The following is a 22,454-nucleotide window of genomic DNA, read 5'->3' on the forward strand; positions in this document are numbered from 1 at the left end:
ATCCAGAGACTGGAGATTTCAATGATAAAAACAACAGCTTTTCAAGTCAGTTCTCCGCAATCCAAGCCCGTTGCACCGGCGATCATCCGCCCTTCGGTTCTTCAACATTCGATCAAGGTAGAGCTTTGCACGCCTAACATCGGTGCCGAGCTCAGCAACATCAGTCTGGCCGACGCTGCCCAGGACCCGGAACTGATCGCAGAGATCCGGGCACTATGGCTCAAGCACAAAGTGCTGTTCTTTCGCGACCAAAACATCACCGCGATGGAGCAGCAGAATTTCGCAGCGCAATTTGGCGAACTGGAAGCCCATCCCATTGCTCCGAGCCATCCGGAGGCAGACAAGCTGTTGATGCTGTACCGCAATATCGATCCGAGCAAGCCTAACCTCGTCGAGAAAATCAGTCGTGAAAACTTCTGGCATGCCGATGTCACCTTCAAGAAGGCGCCACCCCGCGGAGCCGTATTGCGTTTAGAAATGGGTCCGGAGACTGGCGGGGACACCATGTGGTCCAACATGGTGATGGCCTACGAAAAGCTGCCCGAAAGCATCAAGCAACGGATCGATGGATTGTATGCAAAGCACAGTGCCGAGCAGACCTTTGGTGCCCAGTTGCCGCTCGAAGAGCGTCATGCGATGGCCGCGAAGACCCCCTCCGTTGAGCATCCGGTTGTGCTCATCCATCCTGAAACGGGCGAAAAGGTTCTGTTTGTCAACTCCGCGTTCACGACCCATTTCTCGAATTTCTACAACTTCGAGGACGCGCGATACGGCCAGGACTTCATGCCGGAGGCTCATCACCTGATGAACTACCTGGCCTCTCAAGCCGCAATTCCGGAATACCAGGTACGCCTGAAGTGGCGAACCAACACGGTTGCCATGTGGGACAACCTGCAGGTTCAGCACTATGCGGTGGCCGACTATGGCAATGCGCCGCGCAAGATGCTCCGCGCGACGTTGACCGGTAACCCTCTTATCTGATTCACCCAATCTCCAGAAGTCTGCGCCTCGCGCCGGATCTGTCGTGCGCGTACATCGCCGGTCAAGCCGAGCGGTCAGCTTCTGGCAAAAACAATAGCAATGGAGATAGTCATGCTTTTTCAACAAGTTGAAACTGCCGTTATGCACGGCGAATCGCTGCCTTGGGTTCCTTTCACCCCTTATGCAGATAACGTCTTCCTGAAATATTTCAAGCTCGACCCAATCCGCGGCGAGATCATCGTTTTGATGAAGGCGCCCATCGACATGGAACTGCCGAGGCACCATCACTCCGGCACCGTCATCGTGTACACCCTGGAAGGCCAGTGGAAGTACAAAGAGCACGACTGGATCGCGGGGCCGGGCAGCATTGTCTACGAGACCGCCGCATCCACTCACCAACCGGAGGTAGTCAGCACTGAAGGTGGTGAATACATGCTGACACTGGTGATCGTGAGCGGAGACCTCATCTTCGTCGATGAGAACGACAAGGTCATCGCTATCGAGAACTGGAAAACCGCGCTTCAGCGCTACCTCGATCACTGCGAGGCGAACGATATCCAACCACAGGATCTCACTGCCTTCCACTAAGGCAAAACTGGCCCTCGACACCGATAGCTATCCACGAAGCCGGTGTCGAGACCGCCCATCTTGGCCGAGCGGTTTAATTAACTGTTCGAATGTCAGGTTGCTATGTCCTTCTCCCCTGCGTTCCGGCAGCAAGTGTCAGGTTCGACGAAGGCCATCTCTGGAGTTGACCAATCAGTTCCTGCTCATCAAGGCCGAGGATGGATTCCGTCGGTCCAAGCATCCCCAACAATAATAAGAAATGGAGCTAGCACTATGAAACACATTCAGCCCTTCACCCTGCGTCACAGTCTGCTGGCCTCGGCCATTCTCGCGGCAACCGTACCGGTGGCCCATGGGGTCGAGCTCGATCTGGGCAACCCGGACTGGACCGCGCGTCTGGATAACACCGTGAAGTACAACTACGGCGTACGCACCGAAAGCGCCGACAAGCGCATGTTGGCAACGCCGAACAACAACGACGGCGACTACAACTTCCGCAAGGCCGGCACCAACATCACCAACCGTATCGACCTGTTGACCGAAATGGACGTGGTCTACAAGAACGCCATGGGCTTTCGCGTCAGCGCCGCCAGCTGGTACGACAAGGCCTATGACAACACCGGTTCCAATTCCAACCCGTTCGTCAACGGCAATGACTCACGGTCCGGTCTGGTCGCTAACGACCCACGCCTGGCCGGCGTCACCAACGACAACGTCGGCTTTGGCAGCCCGCACCTGAGCAATTATGCCCAGCGCTACTACAGCGGCCCGTCTGGGGAAATCCTCGATGCCTTCGTGTTCTACAGCACCGAAGTGGGCGAGGAGTCGATGCTCAGCGTCAAGGCCGGTCAGCACAACGTGTTCTGGGGCGAGACCATTCTTAACCCGGTGCACTCGGTCAGCTACGGCCAGTCCGGCCTCGACCTGGCCAAGCTGGCCGCGTCGCCGGGCACCGAAGCCAAGGAACTGTTCGTCCCGCGTAACCAGTTGTCGATGTCGTTCACCGTCAATCCCGAGCTGACCGTGGGTGCCCAGTACTTCCTCGATTGGGACGCCGCGCGTCTGCCGGAAGCCGGTACTTACTACGGTGGTTCAGACCTGGTCGGTTTTGGTGCGCAATCGTTCCTGCTCGGCAACACCAACGGCGTGGTGCCTGGCAGTCCGCTGGGTTGTGGCCTGGCGCCGTGCAACGCGTTGACCAACGTGCGTCGCGGACATGACCTGACACCGGGTAGCAGCGGCGACTGGGGCGTCATGGCCAAGTGGTCGCCGGCCTGGCTGGATGGCACCCTCGGCGTTTACTACCGCGAAACCTCGGAAATCCTGCCGCAAGCCTGGCTGGACGCCAGGGGCATTACCTCGGCCAACCCGAACGGCACCCGCCCGGCAGGGCAGGTGCCTGCAGTGGTCAATACGCTCAATTCGCTGGACACTGCCACCTATCAACTGGCCTATGCCGACAACATCAAGATCCTTGGCCTGAGCCTGTCCAAGGACGTCGGCGGGATCAGCGTCGGTTCGGACCTGAACATCCGTCACAACATGCCGCTGGCCAGTATCCCGGCGGTCGTCAGTACCCGCAGCCCGCTGGGCCTGGGTCAAGGGCTTGGTCTGCTGCCTGCACGTACGGACGCTACCGGTGTGGTCTACGACACCCCGAGCCGTGGCGACAGCATGAGCGCCACCGGCGACACCTTGCACTGGACACTCAACGGTCTGATGACCCTGCCGAAAACGCCGGTGTTCGATCAGGCCACTGTGCTTGCCGAGCTGTACTACAGCAACCTGCTCAAGCTCGATAGCGAAAACGAGGCGCTCTACAAAGGTAAGAGCAGCTATCGCGGTATCGACGCGCCGACCCGTGACAACTGGGGTCTGGCAGTCAACTTCACACCGACCTGGTACCAGGTATTCCCCGGTGTTGACCTCAACGCGCCGATGTCCGTCAACGTCGGTCTCGATGGTGTGTCACCGGTCTCCGGCGGCGGTGCCCAGGACACCGGCAACTATGCCGTGGGCGTGGGCGCCATTGTGTACAACAAATACTTCATCGACCTGAAGTACGTGGACTCTTTCGGCCAAACCGACAAGTGCAATGTCAGTGGTGTGAGCACCGGCCCAACCGGCGGTGACGGCGCTGCGCCGAACGCCTTTAGCGGCAACGAAAACTACGCCTGTTTCGCCGGTGGCTACTCGTCCTTCTCCGGAGGGGGTGCCACGACTGAGGACCGCGGCGCCGTGTACCTGACGATGAAAACCACCTTTTGATTCACCACTGATTTGCTCAACGCAAGCAGGAGAATAACAAGATGAAATTCGCACAAACCGTGTTGGCCGCTTCGCTGGCCATGGTCCTTGCCGCCCAGGCACAGGCCGCTGTTTCAACCCAGGAAGCTGCCAAACTGGGCTCCAGCCTGACCCTGGTGGGCGCTGAAAAAGCCGGGAACGCTGATGGTTCCATCCCCGCCTACAACGGTGGCCTGACCACTGCGCCGGCCAGCTTCAAAGCCGGCGACAGCATGCGCCCGGATCCGTTTGCCAGTGAAAAGCCGCTGATGGTGATCGACGGCAAGAACGTCGATCAATACAAGGGCCTGCTCACGGCGACCACGGTAGAACTGGCCAAGCGCTTCCCGACGTTCCGTGTCGATGTGTTCCCGACGCACCGCACCGTTTCGCTGCCCCAGGCCATTCTGGACAACGGCGTGAAGAACGCCAGCGGCGCCAAGTCCCTGGAAGGTGGCTTGGCCATCGACAACGTGCTGCCGGGTGTGCCGTTCCCGATTCCACAATCGGGCAACGAAGCGATGTGGAACTTCCTGTTGCGTTATCAGGGCGTGAGCATCAGCTCCAAATACGACTCCTGGAACGTCGACTCCGCCGGCGTTCCTGCCCTGGCGACCACCGGACAGGTGTTCATTTCCTACCCGATCTACGAAAACCTCGCACAGCCGATCAGCAGCGCCGACGTGTACTACCAGATGAAGTTGTCGTACACCGGCCCTGCGCGCCGCGCCGGCGAGGCGGTCATGCTCAAGGATGCCGCCAACCCGCTGCAGCAGCCACGCCGCGCCTGGCAGTACTTGCCGGGGCAGCGCCGAGTGAAACTGGCGCCGAACTTGGCCTACGACACACCGAACCCGGGTACCGCCGGTGCGGGCACCTACGATGACGTGTTTGTGTTCAACGGTGCGCTGGATCGCTACGACTGGAAGCTGGTGGGCAAGCAGGAAATGATCGTGCCCTACAACACCTACAAGCTGACCTACGTGCAGGATCCGAAGTCGCTGACCACTGCCAATCACCTGGCACCGGACTTCGTGCGTTGGGAAAAACACCGTGTATGGGTCGTCGAAGGCAACCTCAAGGCCGGTGCTCGCCACATCTACGCCAAGCGTCGCATCTACCTCGACGAAGACAGCTGGACCGCTCTGGCCTCGGATCAATATGACGCCCGTGGTCAGCTCTATCGCGGTTCCTTCGCCTTCCTGAGCCAGAGCTACGACAAGCAGGTGCCGGATTCGACGCCCTTCATGATCTATGACCTGGTTGGCGGCACCTACAACATCAACGGTGTAGTCGGCCCTTACGGCGGCATCAAGTACATCGAGCCGCTCTCCAAGGCCCAGTGGTCCTCGGAATCCCTGGCCGGCGCCGGTATTCGCTAAGCCAACCGCAATAAAACGTCCGCAGGGTCCGCTGCTCACAAGGTGGCGAGACCGAGCGGGTGTTCGGTTTGAACGTCTGGCACACGGATGTGTGCCCCGGCGCGGTTTTCCGAAGAGGACGCAGTATGTGTTCGTATAAAAATAATATGTTGCAGCTGGCGTTTGGCGTTGTGCTCGGCCTGTCGCAGGGCATTACCCAGGCGGCCGATTACGTCGATGTGCTGGACCTGCCCGCCAGGGTCAGTGCCTTGGCCGTCAACAGCCCGTTGTCCGGCATGACCCGTGCCGGTGGGCGCGTGATTACCGTCGGCCAGCGTGGCCATATTCTGTTTTCCGATGATTCGGGAAACCACTGGCAACAGGCCGCCGTACCGGTCAGTGCCGACCTCACTGCGGTGAGTTTTCCGACCACCACCCAAGGCTGGGCGGTGGGTAATGACGGCGTGGTGCTGCACAGCAGCGACGCCGGCGCGACTTGGCACAAGCAGCTCGACGGTCGTCAGATCGGCGCCTTGCTGGTCAAGCATTACACGGCGCTGGCCAACGCCGAACCGGGCAATGAGCAATGGCCCCAGTTGGCCATGGAAGGCCAACGACTAGCCGAGCAGGGCGCGGACAAACCGCTGCTCGACGTCTGGTTCGCCAACGACAAAACCGGCTATGTGGTCGGGGTATTCAACCTGATCCTGCGCACTGACGACGGTGGCCTGACCTGGACGCCATTCCAGGACCGCACCGACAACCCCCAGGGTTTCCACCTCAACGCCATCGCCTCCACCGGCGACAGCGTGTACATCGCTGGCGAGCAGGGCCTGCTGCTTAAGTGGGACGACAGCACCCAACGCTTCGCTGCCGTGCCGACGCCTTATCAAGGCAGCTTTTTCGGCGTGCTCGGCAAGCCCGGCGAAGTGCTGATCTACGGTCTGCGCGGCAACGTGTTGCGCAGCACCGACGGCGGCCAGAGCTGGACTGCGCTGGACACCGGCCTGCACGTCAGCATCACCGCGGGCCTGATCGATGCCCGTGGCAATTATCGCTTGTTCACCCAGGGCGGGCAGATGCTGGTCAGCCAAGGGACGGGCGCGCAGTTGCATCTGAAGCAGCAACCGGCACCGACCCCGGTCGCCGGCGCCACCCAGTCCGCCGATGGCGCCTTGGTGCTGGCCGGCAGCCGTGGTGCCCGGACGCTGTCCGCCGATCCAGCCCTCGAACCCTAAGAGCGAGAACCCAGACATGGGCAATATCAAACAAGACGCCATGCCGGTGATCCGCGAACTGCGGGATTTCGACCACCGCTCCGGCAACCTCCTAGAGCGGCTGGTGTTCAACTACCGCCCGCTGTTCATGCTGCTGATGGCGCTTGCCACCGTGGTGTTGGGCTTCATGGCGGTAACTCGCTTGGAGTTGCGCCCAAGCTTCGAAAAAATGATCCCGCAGAGCCAGCCCTACATCCAGAACTTCCTGGAAAACCGCGCTTCGCTGCGCGGCCTGGGCAACTCGGTGCGGGTGGTGGTGGAGAACACCCAGGGCGATATTTTCGACCCCGAATACCTCGACGTGCTCAAGCAGGTCAACGACCAGCTGTTCCTCACCGAAGGCGTCGACCGTGCGTGGATGAAGTCGCTGTGGAGCCCGGCCGTGCGCTGGACCGAAGTCACCGAGGACGGTTTCCAGGGTGGCCCGGTGATGCCCGACACCTATTCGGGGCAGCCTGAACAGATCGAACAACTGCGCCAGAACATCTCCCGCGCTGGCTTGGTGGGCAGCCTGGTGGCCAGCGACTTCAAGTCGACCATGCTGATCGTGCCGCTGATGGACAAAGCCGCCGCCGGTGGCCAGCGCATCAACTACCACGCCTTCTCGCAGATGCTCGAAGAGCAGTTGCGCGACAAGATCGAATACGCCGGCGACAGCGCTGCGCGTAAATCCGGGGTCGAAGGCACCGGCCATTACAAGGTGCGGGTGATCGGCTTCGCCAAACTCATGGGCGACCTGATCGATGGCCTGATCCAGGTGATGATGTTCTTCGGCCTGGCCGTGGTCACTTCGCTGATTATCATCTACGCCTACACCCGTTGCGTGCGCAGCACCTTGCTGGTGGTCGGCTGCTCGCTGATCGCGGTGGTCTGGCAACTGGGTATCGTCGCCTGGCTCGGCTACGCCATCGATCCGTACTCGGTGTTGGTGCCGTTTTTGATCTTCGCCATCGGCGTGTCCCACGCGGCGCAGAAGATGAACGGCATCATGCAGGACATCGCCCGTGGCACCCATAAACTGATTGCCGCGCGCTACACCTTCCGCCGTCTGTTCATCGCCGGCGTCACCGCGCTGCTGGCCGACGCCGTGGGCTTCGCCGTGCTGATGCTGATCGACATCCCGGTGATCCAGGACCTGGCGATCACCGCCAGCATTGGCGTCGCGGTGCTGATCTTCACCTCGCTGTTGCTGATGCCGGTGGCCCTGTCCTATGTCGGTGTCGGCTCGAAAGCCGCCGAGCGCGCGCTGAAGATCGACAACCGCGCAGAGAAGCACAAAGGCTTCGGCAAACTGTGGGACGCGCTCGATCGCTTCACCACCGCCAAGTGGGCCACGGGCGCCGTTCTGGTGGCGGTGTTGATGGGCATTGGCGGTTTCATGGTCAGCCTGAACCTGAAGATCGGCGACCTGGAAAGCGGTGCGCCGGAGCTGCGCGCCGACTCGCGCTACAACCGCGACAACGCCTACATCACCCAGCATTACGCGCTGTCCAGCGACCTGTTCGCGGTGATGATCAAGACGGCGCCGGAAGGCTGCCTGAACTACAAGACCCTGGTCCTGGCCGACCGCCTGGCCTGGGAACTGCAGCAGTATCCGGGCGTGCAGGCGACGGCCTCGCTGGTCAACGCAGTACGCCAGATCACCGCCGGCACCTACGAAGGCAACCCCAAGCTCAACAGCATCCAGCGCAACCAGGACGTGCTCAACTACGCCGCCCAGCAAGCCTCGGTCAACTCCCCGGAGCTGTTCAACACCGACTGCTCGCTGATGCCGGTGATCACCTTCCTGAAGGATCACAAGGCCGAAACCCTGGACGCGGTGGTGGCGATTGCTGACAAGTTCGCCAAGGAAAACAGCACTGCGGATCGCCAGTTCCTGCTCGCTGCCGGCACCGCCGGGATCGAGGCTGCGACCAACATCGTGGTCCGCGAAGCCAACCGCACCATGCTGCTGTACGTGTATGCGGCGGTGACGCTGTTCTGCCTGATCACCTTCCGCAGCTGGCGCGCCACGCTGGTGGCCCTGTTGCCGCTGGTGCTGACCTCGATCCTCTGCGAAGCCTTGATGGTGGCCATGGGCATCGGCGTGAAAGTCGCGACCCTGCCGGTGATCGCCCTCGGCGTGGGCATCGGCGTGGACTACGCCTTGTACCTGCTCAGCGTGCAGTTGCACTTCCAGCGCCAGGGCCTGCCTTTGTCCCAGGCCTACCGCAACGCCGTGTCCTTCACCGGCCGCGTGGTCGGGCTGGTGGGCATCACCCTCGCCGCGGGCGTGGTGTGCTGGGTCTGGTCACCGATCAAGTTCCAGGCCGACATGGGCATCCTGCTGACCTTCATGTTCCTGTGGAACATGCTCGGCGCGCTGATCCTCATTCCTGCGCTTTCGTACTTCCTGCTGCGCGAACGGGCTCCTGAGCCCGGTTCTGTCGCGGCAACCGAAAACACTGAATCCACTGAACGTCCTGGCATGCCGCATGCCGTGACCACTTCCGAGTAAGCCAAGATGTCTGATTACAAAGCTCCCCTGCGCGACATGCGCTTCGTCCTCAACGAGGTTTTCCAGGTGTCCCGGCTCTGGGCACAATTGCCCGGCCTGGCCGACGTGATCGATGAAGAGACCGCCGCCGCCATCCTCGAAGAAGCCGGCAAGATCAGCGCAGATATCATCGCCCCGCTGCTACGCAGTGGTGACGAGCAAGGCTGCACCTGGAGCGACGGTGCAGTGACCACGCCCGACGGTTTCCCGGCGGCCTACTTTGCCTTTGCCGAAGGTGGCTGGGGCGGTGTCGGCGGCGATCCGGAGTTTGGCGGCATGGGGATGCCCAAGGCGATCTCCGCCCAGATTGAAGAAATGGTCAACTCGGCCAATCTGTCGTTCGGCCTGTACCCGATGCTGACGGCGGGTGCCTGCCTGGCGCTCAAGGCCCACGCAAGCCAGGAGCTCAAGGAACGCTATTTGCCAAACATGTACGCCGGCACCTGGACCGGTTCGATGTGCCTGACCGAAGCCCATTCCGGTACTGACCTCGGCCTGATCCGCACCAAAGCCGAGCCCCAGGCTGATGGCAGCTACAAGATCAGCGGTAGCAAAATTTTCATCAGCGGTGGTGAACACGATCTGAGCGAAAACATCATCCACCTGGTACTGGCCAAACTACCGGGTGCTCCCGCCGGGGCAAAAGGCATTTCGCTGTTTCTGGTGCCCAAGGTGATGGTCAATGCCAACGGTTCGCTGGGCGAACGTAACTCGCTGTCCTGTGGCTCCATCGAGCACAAGATGGGCATCAAGGCTTCCGCCACCTGCGTCATGAACTTTGACGGCGCCACCGGCTGGATCGTCGACGCGCCGAACAAGGGCCTGGCGGCGATGTTCACTATGATGAACTACGAGCGTCTGGGTGTGGGTATCCAGGGTCTGGCGCAGGGCGAGCGTTCGTACCAGAACGCCGTCACCTACGCCCGTGACCGCCTGCAAAGCCGCGCACCGACCGGCGCGCAGCACAAGGACAAAGCCGCCGACCCGATCATCGAGCACCCGGACGTGCGCCGCATGTTGCTAACCATGAAAGCCTTGAACGAAGGCGGCCGTGCGTTCTCCAGCTACGTAGCCCTGCAACTGGACATCGCCAAGTACAGCGAAGACGCACCGACACGCCAGCGCGCGCAGGATCTGGTGTCGCTGCTGACCCCGGTGGCCAAGGCCTTCCTCACCGACATGGGCCTGGAAACCACTCTCCACGGCCAGCAGGTCTTCGGCGGCCACGGCTATATCCGCGAATGGGGTCAGGAGCAACTGGTGCGCGATGTGCGCATCACCCAGATCTACGAAGGCACCAACGGCATCCAGTCCCTGGACTTGGCCGGGCGCAAGATCGTCGGCAGCGGCGGGGCACTCTACAGGCAGTTTGCCGACGAGATTCGCCAGTTCATTCTGAGCGCCAGTACCGATCTGAGCGAGTTCATCCAGCCGTTGAGCGCTGCCTTGGATACCCTCGATGAGCTGACTGCGTGGCTGCTGGACCGGGCGCAAAGCAACCCGAATGAAATCGGCGCGGCCTCTGTCGAGTACCTGCACGTGTTCGGCTACACCGCGTACGCCTATATGTGGGCGCGCATGGCCAAGGCGGCTATGGGCAAACAGGCCGAGGATGATTTCTACGCCAGCAAGATGGGCACGGCACGCTTCTATTTCGCTCGCTTGCTACCACGTATCCACTCGCTCAGCGTCTCGGTCAAGGCTGGCAGTGACTGCCTCTATTCGCTGGATGCCGCACAGTTCTGAACATGATCAGTTTCAGGAAGAACCAACTGGGTGAAGACAGCTTATTTGCTTCATCCGACAGAGAGATCACATATGAATAGCTTAATCAATTATCGCTGCGAAGGTCCGCTGGCCTTGATCGGCCTCGCCAATGCTCCCGTCAACGCTCTCGGCCAGGCCTTGCGCGAACAATTGCTGGAGGCCTGTGAACGTGCCGTCGCGGACGCCAGTGTGAAAGCGATTATTCTCCACGGTGAAGGTTCTGTGTTTAGCGCCGGCGCTGACATATCCGAGTTTGGTAGCCCGGCGTCCTTCGCCAAGCCGGACCTGCCAAGTCTGCTGACCCGTCTGACCGAGTTAGACAAACCGCTAATCGCCGCCATCGGTGGGCTGGCATTGGGCGGTGGGCTGGAGCTCGCCATGGCCTGCGGGTACCGGGTGGCTGAAGCCGGCGCGCGCCTTGGCCTGCCGGAAATCAAGCTTGGCTTGCTGCCTGGCGCTGGTGGTACGCAACGTTTGCCGCGTCTGATTGGCGCCGCTGCGGCACTGAAATTTATTGCGTCCGGCGAGCCGATCGGCACCCATCGAGCACAAGTGCTGGGGCTGCTGGATTGGGTGGCACCCACCGTTGATAGTTTGCTAGAAACGGCCAAGGCATTGGCCTTAGCACTGATTCCCAGACAGGCGCCGGGCCGCCCGTGCCGCCCGAACTGGCCGCACCCAAACCCGGGCGCAGCCTTGCTGCCGGGCTATTTTGCCGACTACCGCGCGGCGAATCAGTCGCGCTGGATAGGCCAGAGCGCACCTCAGCGGGTGGTGGCGGCGATTGAAGCAGCCTGCAACCTGCCATTGGCCGAGGGCCTGGCCAGAGAGGGCGAACTGTTCAAAGAGGCCGAGGCCTCCAGCGAGTCCGAGGCCCTGCGCCATGTGTTCTTCGCCGAGCGTGAAGTCGGCAAGCTGCCGGGGCTGGACGCCGGCACGTCGATTCGTCCGGTCAACCGGGTCGCGGTCATTGGTGCCGGCACCATGGGCGGCGGGATTGCCATGAACTTCGCCAACGCGGGCATGGCGGTGACGCTGCTGGAGCTCAAGGCCGATGCTCTGGAGCGCGGCCTGGCACTAATCCGCAAAAACTACGACACCAGTGTCCAGCGCGGCAAGCTCACAGCCGAGCAAGTGAATGAGCGACTGACGCTGATCCACGGCACTCTGAACTACGCCGATATCGCCGACGCTGATCTGGTGATCGAGGCGGTGTTCGAGAACCTGTCCATCAAGCAGCAGGTGTTTCGTGCCCTGGACGAGGTGTGCAAGCCAGGTGCGATTCTCGCTAGCAATACCTCCACCCTGGATGTCGACGTCATTGCCGCCGTTACGCGCCGGCCACAGGACGTCGTCGGTCTGCATTTCTTCAGTCCGGCCAATGTCATGCGTCTGCTTGAAGTAGTGCGCGGCACGGCCACGGCCGCCGATGTCCTGGCCACTACGCTGAAAGTCGCCAAACGCATCGGCAAAATCCCGGTGGTGTCCGGAGTGTGCTTCGGCTTCATTGGCAACCGCATGCTCGAACCCTATTCCCGCGAGGCGCACCGTCTGCTGCTGGAAGGCGCCACGCCTGCGCAGATTGACAATGTGCTAACCGGGTTTGGCTTGGCGATGGGGGTCATGGCCATGCACGATCTGGCGGGCATCGATGTCAGTTTCCTGGTGCGCGAATCGCGCCGTGACGTCATTGCCCATGATCCCGGCTACTGCAAGCTTGCCGATGCGCTTTACGTACTGGGCCGTTTTGGCCAGAAGACCAGTCGCGGCTATTACCGTTACGAAGGCCGTGAGCGCAAGGATGACTCTGAAGTGGTCGCACTGGCCGGGCAGATCGCTGGCGAATTGGGCATCCAGCGTCGCGTCATCAGCGATCAGGAAATTCACGACCGTTGCCTGTTGATGCTGATCAACGAAGGCATCCAGTTGCTCGACGAAGGCATCGCCCAGCGCAGCAGCGATATCGATCTGGTCTGGATCAACGGCTACGGCTTCCCGGCCTGGCGCGGTGGCCCGCTGCACTACGCCGAAGGGCTGGGGCTGGCACAGGTACTGGAACGAATCGGCCATTACCGAGAATCACTTGGAGCCTATGGCACCATGTGGTTCCAACCAGCACATTTGCTGGAACGCCTGGTTGCGTCTGGCAAGACCCGCGTCGAGCGTATCTGACCTTTGCGACCATTTGGCGGCCATCGAAAGCTGGCCGCCCATCGCTCTTTCAGGGTAATCCAGCACAGAAAGTATCGTGGGGCATACGAGAAAGTCGGCCGTAGTAGCAGTGCATACACTCGGCCAGGGTAGTGCGCGGTCAGTACCTGCGCCGCCCATTGCGCCTTTTGCTCGGTGGAAAATGGACGGGTCATACTCCGCTCACCGCCTGACTTTACTGCCTCCCAGCAGACTACCGACCAGAACACGACCTTCTTGCCCACGGTTTCGAAGCCGCGGACCAACGGTCGCTCGACGGCACTGGCGACCCAAGTCCGGTACGGGTTCACCTTCTCTACGGTCGGCTTCACCCGTGCAGCACCGATGTGTCGTCGACCAGATCGCCATAGTGAATTGAAAGACTATGGTCTGCCATATGGGGAATCTTCAGAAAGCGAAACGCCTAGCCGCGGCCGAGGTTCACCAAGTGATTGCCAATGGTGACGAGTTGCTGAACTTGTTGGTCCCAGGCGTCCTCCAGCTTCGCGATCTGATAATCCCGGACTTTTTCCCGAGCGATGCCTTGTTCTTCCCGCGCACTCGCAATCTGCACGTCGATGGCTTCGGACTCGGCCCGCAAGGGGGTCAGTAGGGGCTCATCATTATCTTTGGCCTGACGCGCGCGTTGGCTGGCCGCTGTTGCTTCCTGCGTCGCCTTCTCCACGGCGGTGTTGCCAGGGGCATCACCCGTGGCCGTTGCTCGGATACGCGTCTGCACCGCAAGTTGCAGCGCCATGTCAGCGCTCTTCGCGGCGCTTTCGTGCTTGGCCTCGATGTCTGTCATGGCGCACTGCACGCGCTCCACTCCGTCCCTGAGTCGAGCAATCTCTGTCGTGAGTTCCTGGTCCCGCTTGTTGTTGGCCACAATTTGCTTGTCGGCATTGAGCAACATGGAAAGGTGATAGATGTCTTTGCCCGGGTGCAACATTTGCGAATTAAGACTTGTGGCGGCCCGCTCCAGACTAGCAACTCCTGTAGCTGGAGTCGCTGTTGCCACTGGTCTTGAGTGCAGTCGTCAACACGTAACTGGAGGCTATCGAGCGTTTCCCGCAACGGCTCGATCTGCGCCTTGAGCGCTTTATGCTGACGCTCCAACTCGGTTTTCCGGTTTTCCGGTTTTCCGGCTCTCCAGCTCCTTCAGCAATTTGGTGTTGTTTGGTTTTGTTGCTTGAGTGTTTTCAATCATGGGTGGTTCTCAAAAAAAATAATAAGTGAGGTGGATCGGCGGCTGGCCACGCCCTATGTGCCGAGCACCCCCCGCCAGATCGCTGGGCAGAAGCAGGGTCGTTTATAGAAAAACAGGTGTGTGTTCCCCCTGTTCCCCAACATCTCTATAAGGGGGAACGCCCCAAAGCCCCGGAAACATTGGCTGTTCCCACTGTTCCCCGCGTTCCCCACAAAACTAGGTTCCTGTGAAGTCGGCCATTGGGGTTGAGTGGTCATGCACTGGCGGCGTCCAGGTCCATGGCTTCGGCATCGACGACATACAAACGCGCCGACCCGCCCCCGGGCAGGCGATATTTCTTGGTCTTGCGACTGTCTCTGTCGGTGTCGCGCTTGGCGAATGCGCCCACCCCATCCAGCGCCTTGACCACACGACTGAGGCCGTAGCCGTTGGCCGCTTCGACCAGCGCCGACTTGTTGAACAGGTACAGGCGTTTACCCAGGGATAACTCCCAGTAACCGGCCCGGTTGAACACTTTGCTGTCGGGTGTGTGGTCATCCACATCGGAGAAGCGGCTGCTGCCGTGCTTGTCGATAAAGTCGAGGATGCCGGCGAGAATCTGCCGGTCTTCGGCATTGCCGCTGCCGACCCGCGCCAGCCACTCGCCATACAGCAGCTGGCAGTCGCTCAGCGCGCTCCCCGGTGTCCAGGGCAGCAGGCCATAGGCGATGGCCATTTCCCCGGCCAGCGCAATCACGGCGAAGCGGTCGGCTACCCGGCCGGCTTGGGCGTTGTCCTCGACGAACTTGGCGCGCACGTTGGCGAAGTGCTCCAGCAGGCCGGGGCGGTCGTCGCTGGCGAGCAGTTGTTCGACGAACGCGGAGCCCAGGTGGCCATGGTGGGCACTCACGGCCACGGTGAGCAGGCGGTGAAAGTCGGCCCCCTCGAGGCCGTGCAACTCATCGAAGGCGCGATGGGCGCGCGTACCGGCATTCACGTCGACCATGCGCAGTTCGGCACCGGCGTGAGCGGCGTTGCCGGAGATAGCGGCGTGCTCGGAAAGGGAGCGTTCACCACTGGAGAGGGTGAGCAGGCGCCAGCTCAGTTTGGCCCGACCTTCCCGCTCGCGAGTCATGGTGCCTTTACCCTGACCGTTGGCCAGCGAGTACGCCATTTCCTGCACGCGCTTGGGATCGGCGCGTTTGATTTCGTCCAGCGGCAACAAGGTGTCATTGCGCCCGGCCGCCTCGATCTCCAAGCCGCCTTTGGTCATGTCCCAACTGGCGGCGAACACGCCGGGGTCACCCCATACTGACGAGCCAATCAATTGCGCCAGGGACTTGCCGCTGGAGCTGTCGCCCACCAGGTGCACGCCGCCACCGAGTACGCCAACCAGACTCAGCAGTGGTCCGGCCAGCGCACAGCCAATCGCCAACGTCAGCACCGGATTGCCCGCACACTTGGCGGCGACTTCGCTTTGCCATAGCGCCAGCTCGCCACGCACGCTGAACAGGTTCTGGCCTTTGCCGCTGGCCTGATAACGCACCTTGTCGCTGCCGAGGGTGCGCCCCGGCAAGACAAAGGCCCCCGACTCGTGCCAGCCCGGACGGCCGGTGGTAGCAAACACTTCTTCCGGGCGTTGCTCCAGCAGGTACTCCATAAAGGCGGCGCGCTTCTTCAACGCAATGATGACGCCCATGCCGAACAACTGGCGGCGGGCATCCTCACCGCTGCCGCCGAACACCTCCATGGGAATGATCCATTCCTTGATGCCGCTGTCGGTAAACAGGCGCAGCAAACGCCCCTCGCTGCCGTCATCGCTGTTGGTGGTCCGCGCTGTTACGGTCACCGGACTGGCGATCCATTCGTCGATGATCGGACGGTCGTCGGCGGCGTTGTCGGCATCGTCCTCATCTTGGCCTGCTGCGCGTTTGAAGCCGTGGCGGTACACACCCGGACGCAGCTTGCGGCCCTTCTCATTGGTCACCCATTGTTCGTACACGGCCCAGCAGGGGCGCTCAGGCGTAACGGTCGGCGCATCGGGCCGAAGGCTGATGACGTTGCTGTCAGGCAGGGACATGGGCGCGCTTCCAATTGGCGAGGTCGTTGAAGTCGGTGAGGTCGGCGGGGGCGTCTTCTGGCCATTCTGGGAAAGCCACTTGACCACCTACGAGCGCGGCGGCGGCATTGGCAGCCGTGCGCCCCGGATTGCCGTCGGTGAGCCGGTCGTCATCGCCGGCGATGAGGATGGGCTGCTCTGGGTAACGGGCGCGCAGAGCGAGTGCCACCGGCTTGAGGTTGCCGCTGTTCATGGCGCAGGCCACGGCGTAACCATGCTGGTGCAGTGTGGCGCCCGTGGCCCAGCCTTCGCAGATGCACAGCGGCTGGCCCGGGATGATGACGCCTAAAGGCGAATAGCTGCCCTTGATCCGGCCACCCGCCAGAAAGCGCTTGCTGCCGTCGCGGGCAATGCGCTGCAGGTTGACCAGCTCGCCCGCCACATACAGCGGTACCAACAAGGCATCACCACTCTGGCGCAGGCCATGCGGACGGACGCCCTTGTCGATGAGATACGAGTGGGTGGGATCAGCGCGCCGCGCATCGCGCCACCAACGCTGAGCCCGGAGTGCCGCCTTGAGCTGGTGCTGTTGCTGCTCGGCTTCGCGTTGGCGCTTGGCCTGCTCGATGCGCTGGCGAATCTCCACCGCTTCGCGATGATCGATTGGTTCACGAGAGCACCAGGTGCGCGTCCCGCCATCCTTCCAGCTGCCAAAGGCGCCCGAAGCGATGCCGTCCAGGTACAAGACATACCAGCCGTTTTCGCTGCCCTGTTTGTCGCCGGGAACATGGAAACGATGAATCGCACCATCTGGCTCCGGCAGCCAATCGAGCGGGCCATAAACTGACTGAAGTGCGTCACGGAAAAGGATTGGATGGGTAACGCTAGATGGCTCGGTGACTTTCTTTACGTAAGCCGATGGCGTCACCGCCGATTGGCAGTGTTGAAAATTCGTCATCAGTTAGCCCCTCAGATCAGGGTGGCAGCGAAACATCTGCTGGCTGGCTTCACCGCGCACAGAGGCACGCCCGAACAACGTTTGGTTGGTGGAGAAGCAATCAGTTAACCAACGGTCATGATCTGGGGCAGACCCGACTTCTTGCTCTTTCACCCAATGCGGCAATTCCCCGCGGCTGCGCATTTCGTTGAGCATCGTCCACCAGTGGGAAGCGTGAGTGCGCTCGACTTCAATGAGGTCAATCAGCGTGCGGCGTTGGTCAGTGTTCAGGTCGATAATCGGTGTATCAGGCGTGCAATTGAGGGTGTTCATAGCGACGCCTCCATCACATCCAACTGACCGCGCAAACGCTTGGATTGGCCGTCCAGATAGTGGTCCCAGTCGCTGCTCAGGTACTGGCCCAAACCGGTCAGCTTTTCGAGGTCGCGGCCCTTGTTGTGTTTCGCGTCGGCACGAATGGCCGTCATCAGGGCGGTCAGCCGGCCGATGTGATCGGTGGTGGCATCAATCAGGTCGAGAGCTTCGTCGGTGATTTGGCGGAGGTTGTTCATTGCACCTCCTCGACGGTCAGGGAAGTGGCGAGTGTGGCGCGGTCGGTTTTACTCAGTGCGCCGAGGGTGCTGGCCATCTGCACCAAGCCAAGAAGGTGGGCGCGTTGCTCGGGCAAACGGTTGACGCGATAGGCAATCAGTTCGGCGCCGATGATGGCGATGGCCAAACTGTTGCTGGACGGATTGAGGGCGTGAATGTGCTGCATGGGTGAAGCTCCTACTGTTGAGGAACCACCGCGGTCTGCCGCCAAGCAGGAAAGGGTGGCGAATTGCACAGGATTGGCGGACCGGGACAATAGGAACCCGGCGCACCCGAGGGTGCTCCTGCGCAACTCGCCATAACTCTGAATTGCAGTCGAAAAAAAAGCGCCTGCAATTCGAAGATGGGCGCTGTTGCGCCTATTGTTGATCGACCCGCCAAGGTCGGCCGCTGAGTTTGCAGCGACGAGCAAACCATAACGCTTACGGAAATGCATGGCAAGGGGCAGGAATGGTTGCGCGGTGTTCAAGGGCGCACATCCTCCAGGCCGAGGGTGAGCTGCAGTTGTTCCCGCAAGTGCGCGACATGCTGATAGGCCCCCGGCTTTTCATAGCGCCAGTGAGCCAGCCGGCGACCGCTCTGGCTTGCTTCCCGTATGCGAGCCTGCAGCGTTTGGCAGGCCATGCCATAACGTGCTTCGCGAAACGCCATGACCAGACTCGACTTCAGCTCTACAACGCGATCAGTGTTGCGAGACAGCGCCAGCAGGAGGAACGCTTGATCCTCGTTCAGCAGGGCGAAGCGTTCGGCTTTGCCGCCACCTTGCACGCGTTTACCAACTTCGGTTTGAAACGGAAGATGGCCAAACCGCCGGATCTTGTCGGCGTATTTGTCGATCAGCTCAATGCTGCTTTTGTGCTGCGTACCCAACTGCTCGGCCAGCACGCGACTATCCACACGGGGCTCGCCTTGGGATTGAGCGAGGGTGACGGTGACAATATTGCCGTGTGACAAGCTGCGTTTCTCTTCGGGGCTCGTGTCCTTTTTCATTTCAGGCAGCCTCGTTGCGCAGGGCAATGCGCTGGCGAATCCAATCCTGTACTTCGGCCAGCACAAAACCAACCGGTGAACCACGCGACTTGCTGTTACTCAGCGGTACTGGGCGTGGAAAAGTTGGGTCGTCCTTGAGTCGCTTGTAGACAGTTGGGCGGGCGAGACCGGTCATGGCCTCCAGTTCAGGCATCCGAATGATTATGGTGCAAGGATCGAATTGCTGAATGGCGGACAAAGTGCTGTTAGTTTGAATTGGCGGAGTGTTGTACATATCTGTATCCGGTTATTGGCTTGGGCGGATACAGATTTAATACGCGGACGAACTTTTTCGGAAGGTTGCCGATATGGGCTGATTTTGTCCGGAAGTTAGCGGTTGGTGCTGGTGTCCGGAAGATTATTTATGGATTTGCTTCCGGAAGCTTCGGCATTGAGAATGCTTCCGGAATAAATCATAGCTAAATATTTGCGCCAGATTGAGCGGTTAAAGCGTCGTATGTTTCTGCGCCCATTAGTATCCGAGCATTTTTTCTAACGGTTTTTCGCACGTACTCGGAGATGTCTACATCTATTTTGTCAGGAAAAAGCAGATCTGCAATTTTGTGAGCCGCAGGCTTTTCACCAATAGCCCCAAACCAAAGCTCCAAGTCAATATAAGCAAGAAGTCTTTGTTCCGACCATTTTTCAAAGTCTTTAGTGGTTATTTTTTGCTTGAGATTTGAGAGGTCAAAGCGCTCTCTTATTGATCTTGCAAAGTCAACCGCCGACTTGGCTATAACCTCGTCTGGAGCTGTAACGTCAATCAGGACCGGTGCAAGTTTGTTGTGGCGAGAAAAATAATTGCGCTCTGACTCGCTTGGCATGTCCCATACGGGAATATACGTGATTTTTTTATATTGGCTTCTTACAGAATCACTTGCGTCGCTGGGCGGGCGTCTTGGCATAAGGTTGTCCGCGTGGATTATCTCGTCAATTGATATGTCTGGGGCGTTGTACGCATAAGTACCAAGGATTTCAGCGTAGTCAAAGGCATCCATATTAATTATCGCGGTTTCCAGCTGTTCGCTTTCTTCCTTGCTTTTGTTAAGACGGGCGAGTGTTTCTTGCGCTTGACTGAAAGACATTATGAATAAGGCTACCCGGCTTTCATCATCCATTACGATATTTTTTAGTTTTATATTGACAAAGTTTCGAGTCATGATCGCTTCGTACCAATCCTTGCTGGACTTGCTGACTATATTTTTATAGTTGTCCAGATCGAACCACTTAGGTGGGAAACAGGTGTCGTAGTGATACGGCTCAAGTCCTTTTATGTCATTCAGGACGGACCATTTTTTTGGCTTGTTCATCTAGTGTCCAGGTCGCGGGCCGGTAGTTAGTGCGGATAGGATTTAGTCTATATCTGTCTACGGGGCCTAGAAAGTCCAGAGTCTGCGAGCTTGCCGAAATCAAATTAGACGACCGCGCCACCAGCTATGTTATCGAGATGGTTCGCATACCATTGCATCATGGTTGTCCGCTGAGGAAGGTAGACCGCTTTGTTGTAGACACCTGCGATCCCCTCTTTGACATGAGAGAGCTGAGCTTCGATATGGTTTTCGTCAAACCCGTGCTCGTTCAAAATCGTCGAGGCGATGTGACGGAAACCGTGTCCGGTTTGGCGACCTTCATACCCAAGTCGACGTAATGCCATTAGGAACACCGTATTGGAGCGGGCTTTGGTTGTATCGCTCCGGCCAGGGAACAGCATCGGATAGGCTCCTGTCAGCGTCTGCAAATTGCGCAGTAATTCGACTGCTTGGGTTGGCAGCGGCACCAGATGTTCACGCCGACGTTTCATGCGTTCAGCAGGAATCGACCACAGTGCCTTGTCCAGATCGAACTCTGACCAGCGCGCTTCGCGTAATTCAGAAGGGCGACAGGCGAGCATGGAAAGAAGGTGAAGGCCGATACGAATATCAGTCGCGCTTGGGTACGCACGGATAGCCCGAAGAAGTGGCGGTAACTCCCCTGGGGATACATGGGCATAGTTCTCGGCAGCCTTGGTCTGAAGAAACTTGTGCAGCCCCTCTAGGGGATTATGCGTTGCACGACCGGTAACGCGTGCAAGGTCATAAATTTCCCGGCACATACCACGGACGCGGCTGGTCTGTTCGATGATTCCTTTCTGCTCCATCGCTCTCAAGAACTCCATCCACTCCATTGGCAGGATTTCGCGATAGATGCGTTTGCCAAATACCGGGAATACGTGAAGCTCCAAGGCTCCTATGGTTCGTACCGCGGTGCCATCGCTCCAGCTCTTACGTTTGGCCGCGTACCATTCGCGGGCAAGCGACTCAAAAGTGTGGCCGGCAGCCTCGTCTTCGGCCGCTTTTCTGGCACGCTTGGTTGCCAGTGGGTTGCTACCTTGCGCAGCGTCTGCTCGCAATTCGGCAGCTTTCTTGCGGGCCATTGCACCGCTGACTGCTGGATAGCTACCTAATCCCAGCCACGACCATTTTCCGTCAGCTTTCTTGTAGCGCAGTTGCCAAGATTTGTTCCCGTCTGGTCGCACACGCAAATACAAGCTGTCGCCATCATTTTCTCGGTATTCCTTTACCTCCGGTTCGAGGGTTGAAACGACCGTGTCAGCCAATGGGCGGCGCTTGATTTCGCTACGTTTCAATGCGTGTATCCCCTAGTTTCAATTTTTTTGAAAGGTACACGGCAGGATACACGGGCAATGTTTATAGGGGTAGGTAAGGAGGTACAGCCAGAAACAAGAAAGCCCGCACGGGGCGGGCTTCTTGGGTGTTTCGTAGACTGTCCGAGACAGGTCTAAACAGCTATTTGGTGGAGCCGGGGGGATTTGAACCCCCGTCCGCCAGTACTCCGCTGTCGGTACTACATGCGTAGCCGTGTCTATTAAGTTAACCCTCAGCGACCCGACGGGCAGGGTGCTTTGGGCGAGTTGTGTAAGTTTTAGCCGCTTCGTCCACAACGTACTGCACGGCGATTCTGTTCTATATGACAATCACTTTGGGTTTACAGACATCCCCTGATGATTGCTGGACCCGAAGGTACCAGGAGGGAAGGGCTAAGGCTGCTTACGCAGCGAGAGCGTATTCCCCGTAGGTTTCGTCATTGGCAACTATAGAAAGTTGCAACAGTGGATTTACGAGTTCTGTTACCAACTCGGCATGCACCTAAAGTTTCGCGACCGGCGTCGAATCCTAAACGGCCCCGAGCCTGCTGCTCTGTAAATCAAAGTGAGCAACAAGCCTGCGCAGTGTACGCCAACAAGGCGTAGAAGGCCAACCCGAAGGTTGGCCCTGAGCGCAACGGTCAGCCATTACCGCCTTTCTTGGCATCCTTCATGGACTGGATTAGGTCATTCGTTTCAGCGACGCAAGCGTCAGTGCCTGCTTTAGTACCTTTTGCATGATCGGCTTTGGCTTGCTCAACGGTTGCCTTGATACTTTCCGCAAGTCCTGAACCCTGGAAATCAGCCTTGTTATTTTCGATAGTTTGCAGGTTGACCGCGCATTGGTCTTCAGCGGCAAAAGAAGTAGAAGCCATCATGGAAGCAGTAATAAACAGACCTAACAGAACAGAACGATTCATGTGTATCTCCTTGAGCAGAAGGGCCAGGCATTGCTGGCCATCAAATCGGCTACCGAGTATTGGGAAGGTCCCACATTAGCGGGACTTGATCAGTGGACTGCG

Annotated in this window: 19 protein-coding genes and 1 other RNA gene; 8 read left to right on the forward strand and 12 right to left on the reverse strand. The window is 59.4% G+C overall.

The features are described 5' to 3' along the window. Positions 1-111 precede the first annotated feature (111 nt). From KGB06_RS12955 to KGB06_RS12990, 8 genes are all read left to right on the forward strand, one after another. Complete coding sequence (locus KGB06_RS12955; RefSeq protein WP_223516694.1) at positions 112-981, forward strand: TauD/TfdA dioxygenase family protein; 870 nt, start codon at positions 112-114, stop codon at positions 979-981. A gap of 111 nt (positions 982-1,092) precedes the next feature. After that, on the forward strand, positions 1,093-1,569 hold the full coding sequence (locus KGB06_RS12960; RefSeq protein WP_223516303.1) for a 2,4'-dihydroxyacetophenone dioxygenase family protein: 477 nt from the start codon (positions 1,093-1,095) through the stop codon (positions 1,567-1,569). A gap of 252 nt (positions 1,570-1,821) precedes the next feature. Further along, complete coding sequence (locus KGB06_RS12965; protein ID WP_223516305.1) at positions 1,822-3,816, forward strand: DUF1302 domain-containing protein; 1,995 nt, start codon at positions 1,822-1,824, stop codon at positions 3,814-3,816. Positions 3,817-3,857: 41 nt separating this feature from the next. Beyond that, positions 3,858-5,216: a DUF1329 domain-containing protein gene (locus KGB06_RS12970; protein WP_223516307.1), complete on the forward strand. Its 1,359-nt coding sequence runs from the start codon at positions 3,858-3,860 to the stop codon at positions 5,214-5,216. A gap of 125 nt (positions 5,217-5,341) precedes the next feature. Beyond that, positions 5,342-6,433, forward strand: coding sequence for a WD40/YVTN/BNR-like repeat-containing protein (locus tag KGB06_RS12975; RefSeq protein WP_223516309.1), 1,092 nt, complete (start codon positions 5,342-5,344; stop codon positions 6,431-6,433). A 16-nt stretch (positions 6,434-6,449) separates the two neighbouring features. Then, positions 6,450-8,969, forward strand: coding sequence for an efflux RND transporter permease subunit (locus KGB06_RS12980; protein WP_223516311.1), 2,520 nt, complete (start codon positions 6,450-6,452; stop codon positions 8,967-8,969). A gap of 6 nt (positions 8,970-8,975) precedes the next feature. Then, entirely contained in the window at positions 8,976-10,754 is a 1,779-nt protein-coding gene (locus tag KGB06_RS12985) for an acyl-CoA dehydrogenase C-terminal domain-containing protein (protein WP_223516313.1), read from the forward strand. Positions 10,755-10,826: 72 nt separating this feature from the next. Further along, positions 10,827-12,947, forward strand: a complete 2,121-nt coding sequence (locus KGB06_RS12990; RefSeq protein WP_223516322.1) for a 3-hydroxyacyl-CoA dehydrogenase NAD-binding domain-containing protein — start codon at positions 10,827-10,829, stop codon at positions 12,945-12,947. Positions 12,948-13,389: 442 nt separating this feature from the next. Here the strand turns inward: KGB06_RS12990 and KGB06_RS12995 are convergent, their stop codons facing one another. From KGB06_RS12995 to KGB06_RS13050, 12 genes are all read right to left on the reverse strand, one after another. After that, positions 13,390-13,914: a hypothetical protein gene (locus KGB06_RS12995; RefSeq protein ID WP_223516324.1), complete on the reverse strand. Its 525-nt coding sequence runs from the start codon at positions 13,912-13,914 to the stop codon at positions 13,390-13,392. Positions 13,915-14,425: 511 nt separating this feature from the next. Further along, positions 14,426-16,231, reverse strand: a complete 1,806-nt coding sequence (locus KGB06_RS13000) for a DUF927 domain-containing protein (protein WP_223516326.1) — start codon at positions 16,229-16,231, stop codon at positions 14,426-14,428. Further along, positions 16,218-17,168, reverse strand: coding sequence for a toprim domain-containing protein (locus tag KGB06_RS13005; protein WP_223516328.1), 951 nt, complete (start codon positions 17,166-17,168; stop codon positions 16,218-16,220). The genes KGB06_RS13000 and KGB06_RS13005 overlap by 14 nt, the downstream gene beginning before the upstream one ends. Positions 17,169-17,171: 3 nt before the next feature. Next, on the reverse strand, positions 17,172-17,480 hold the full coding sequence (locus tag KGB06_RS13010; protein ID WP_223516330.1) for a hypothetical protein: 309 nt from the start codon (positions 17,478-17,480) through the stop codon (positions 17,172-17,174). Then, positions 17,477-17,719, reverse strand: coding sequence for a hypothetical protein (locus KGB06_RS13015; RefSeq protein WP_223516332.1), 243 nt, complete (start codon positions 17,717-17,719; stop codon positions 17,477-17,479). The genes KGB06_RS13010 and KGB06_RS13015 overlap by 4 nt, the downstream gene beginning before the upstream one ends. Then, positions 17,716-17,925, reverse strand: a complete 210-nt coding sequence (locus tag KGB06_RS13020) for a hypothetical protein (protein WP_223516334.1) — start codon at positions 17,923-17,925, stop codon at positions 17,716-17,718. The genes KGB06_RS13015 and KGB06_RS13020 overlap by 4 nt, the downstream gene beginning before the upstream one ends. A gap of 299 nt (positions 17,926-18,224) precedes the next feature. Then, the gene (locus KGB06_RS13025) at positions 18,225-18,749 is read right to left on the reverse strand and encodes a Rha family transcriptional regulator (protein ID WP_223516336.1); all 525 of its coding nucleotides are present in this window, start codon (positions 18,747-18,749) and stop codon (positions 18,225-18,227) included. Position 18,750: 1 nt separating this feature from the next. Next, positions 18,751-19,023 (reverse strand): helix-turn-helix transcriptional regulator, encoded by a 273-nt coding sequence (locus tag KGB06_RS13030; RefSeq protein WP_411741847.1) that lies wholly within the window; start codon positions 19,021-19,023, stop codon positions 18,751-18,753. A 184-nt stretch (positions 19,024-19,207) separates the two neighbouring features. Next, the gene (locus tag KGB06_RS13035; protein WP_223516338.1) at positions 19,208-20,098 is read right to left on the reverse strand and encodes a DUF6387 family protein; all 891 of its coding nucleotides are present in this window, start codon (positions 20,096-20,098) and stop codon (positions 19,208-19,210) included. Between the two features lie 104 nt (positions 20,099-20,202). Further along, entirely contained in the window at positions 20,203-21,414 is a 1,212-nt protein-coding gene (locus KGB06_RS13040) for a tyrosine-type recombinase/integrase (protein ID WP_223516340.1), read from the reverse strand. 165 nt (positions 21,415-21,579) lie between these two features. Then, positions 21,580-21,973, reverse strand: a transfer-messenger RNA (tmRNA) gene (ssrA, locus tag KGB06_RS13045). Positions 21,974-22,073: 100 nt separating this feature from the next. After that, positions 22,074-22,352 carry a hypothetical protein gene (locus tag KGB06_RS13050; protein ID WP_223516342.1) on the reverse strand — a complete coding sequence of 93 codons (279 nt, stop codon included), beginning with the start codon at positions 22,350-22,352 and terminating at the stop codon, positions 22,074-22,076. Between the last annotated feature and the right edge of the window lie 102 nt (positions 22,353-22,454).

Source organism: Pseudomonas sp. GL-B-19, assembly GCF_019956415.1.
GTDB lineage: Bacteria > Pseudomonadota > Gammaproteobacteria > Pseudomonadales > Pseudomonadaceae > Aquipseudomonas.

Excerpts from the sequence above, each read along its gene's own strand:
- KGB06_RS12960 (WP_223516303.1), top strand. The coding sequence starts at position 1,093 with ATGCTTTTTCAACAAGTTGAAACTGCCGTTATGCACGGCGAATCGCTG.
- KGB06_RS12965 (WP_223516305.1), top strand. The coding sequence starts at position 1,822 with ATGAAACACATTCAGCCCTTCACCCTGCGTCACAGTCTGCTGGCCTCG.
- KGB06_RS12970 (WP_223516307.1), top strand. The coding sequence starts at position 3,858 with ATGAAATTCGCACAAACCGTGTTGGCCGCTTCGCTGGCCATGGTCCTT.
- KGB06_RS12975 (WP_223516309.1), top strand. The coding sequence starts at position 5,342 with ATGTGTTCGTATAAAAATAATATGTTGCAGCTGGCGTTTGGCGTTGTG.
- KGB06_RS12980 (WP_223516311.1), top strand. The coding sequence starts at position 6,450 with ATGGGCAATATCAAACAAGACGCCATGCCGGTGATCCGCGAACTGCGG.
- KGB06_RS12985 (WP_223516313.1), top strand. The coding sequence starts at position 8,976 with ATGTCTGATTACAAAGCTCCCCTGCGCGACATGCGCTTCGTCCTCAAC.
- KGB06_RS12990 (WP_223516322.1), top strand. The coding sequence starts at position 10,827 with ATGAATAGCTTAATCAATTATCGCTGCGAAGGTCCGCTGGCCTTGATC.
- KGB06_RS12995 (WP_223516324.1), bottom strand. The coding sequence starts at position 13,914 with ATGTTGCACCCGGGCAAAGACATCTATCACCTTTCCATGTTGCTCAAT.
- KGB06_RS13000 (WP_223516326.1), bottom strand. The coding sequence starts at position 16,231 with ATGTCCCTGCCTGACAGCAACGTCATCAGCCTTCGGCCCGATGCGCCG.
- KGB06_RS13005 (WP_223516328.1), bottom strand. The coding sequence starts at position 17,168 with ATGACGAATTTTCAACACTGCCAATCGGCGGTGACGCCATCGGCTTAC.
- KGB06_RS13010 (WP_223516330.1), bottom strand. The coding sequence starts at position 17,480 with ATGAACACCCTCAATTGCACGCCTGATACACCGATTATCGACCTGAAC.
- KGB06_RS13015 (WP_223516332.1), bottom strand. The coding sequence starts at position 17,719 with ATGAACAACCTCCGCCAAATCACCGACGAAGCTCTCGACCTGATTGAT.
- KGB06_RS13020 (WP_223516334.1), bottom strand. The coding sequence starts at position 17,925 with ATGCAGCACATTCACGCCCTCAATCCGTCCAGCAACAGTTTGGCCATC.
- KGB06_RS13025 (WP_223516336.1), bottom strand. The coding sequence starts at position 18,749 with ATGAAAAAGGACACGAGCCCCGAAGAGAAACGCAGCTTGTCACACGGC.
- KGB06_RS13030 (WP_411741847.1), bottom strand. The coding sequence starts at position 19,023 with ATGTACAACACTCCGCCAATTCAAACTAACAGCACTTTGTCCGCCATT.
- KGB06_RS13035 (WP_223516338.1), bottom strand. The coding sequence starts at position 20,098 with ATGAACAAGCCAAAAAAATGGTCCGTCCTGAATGACATAAAAGGACTT.
- KGB06_RS13050 (WP_223516342.1), bottom strand. The coding sequence starts at position 22,352 with ATGAATCGTTCTGTTCTGTTAGGTCTGTTTATTACTGCTTCCATGATG.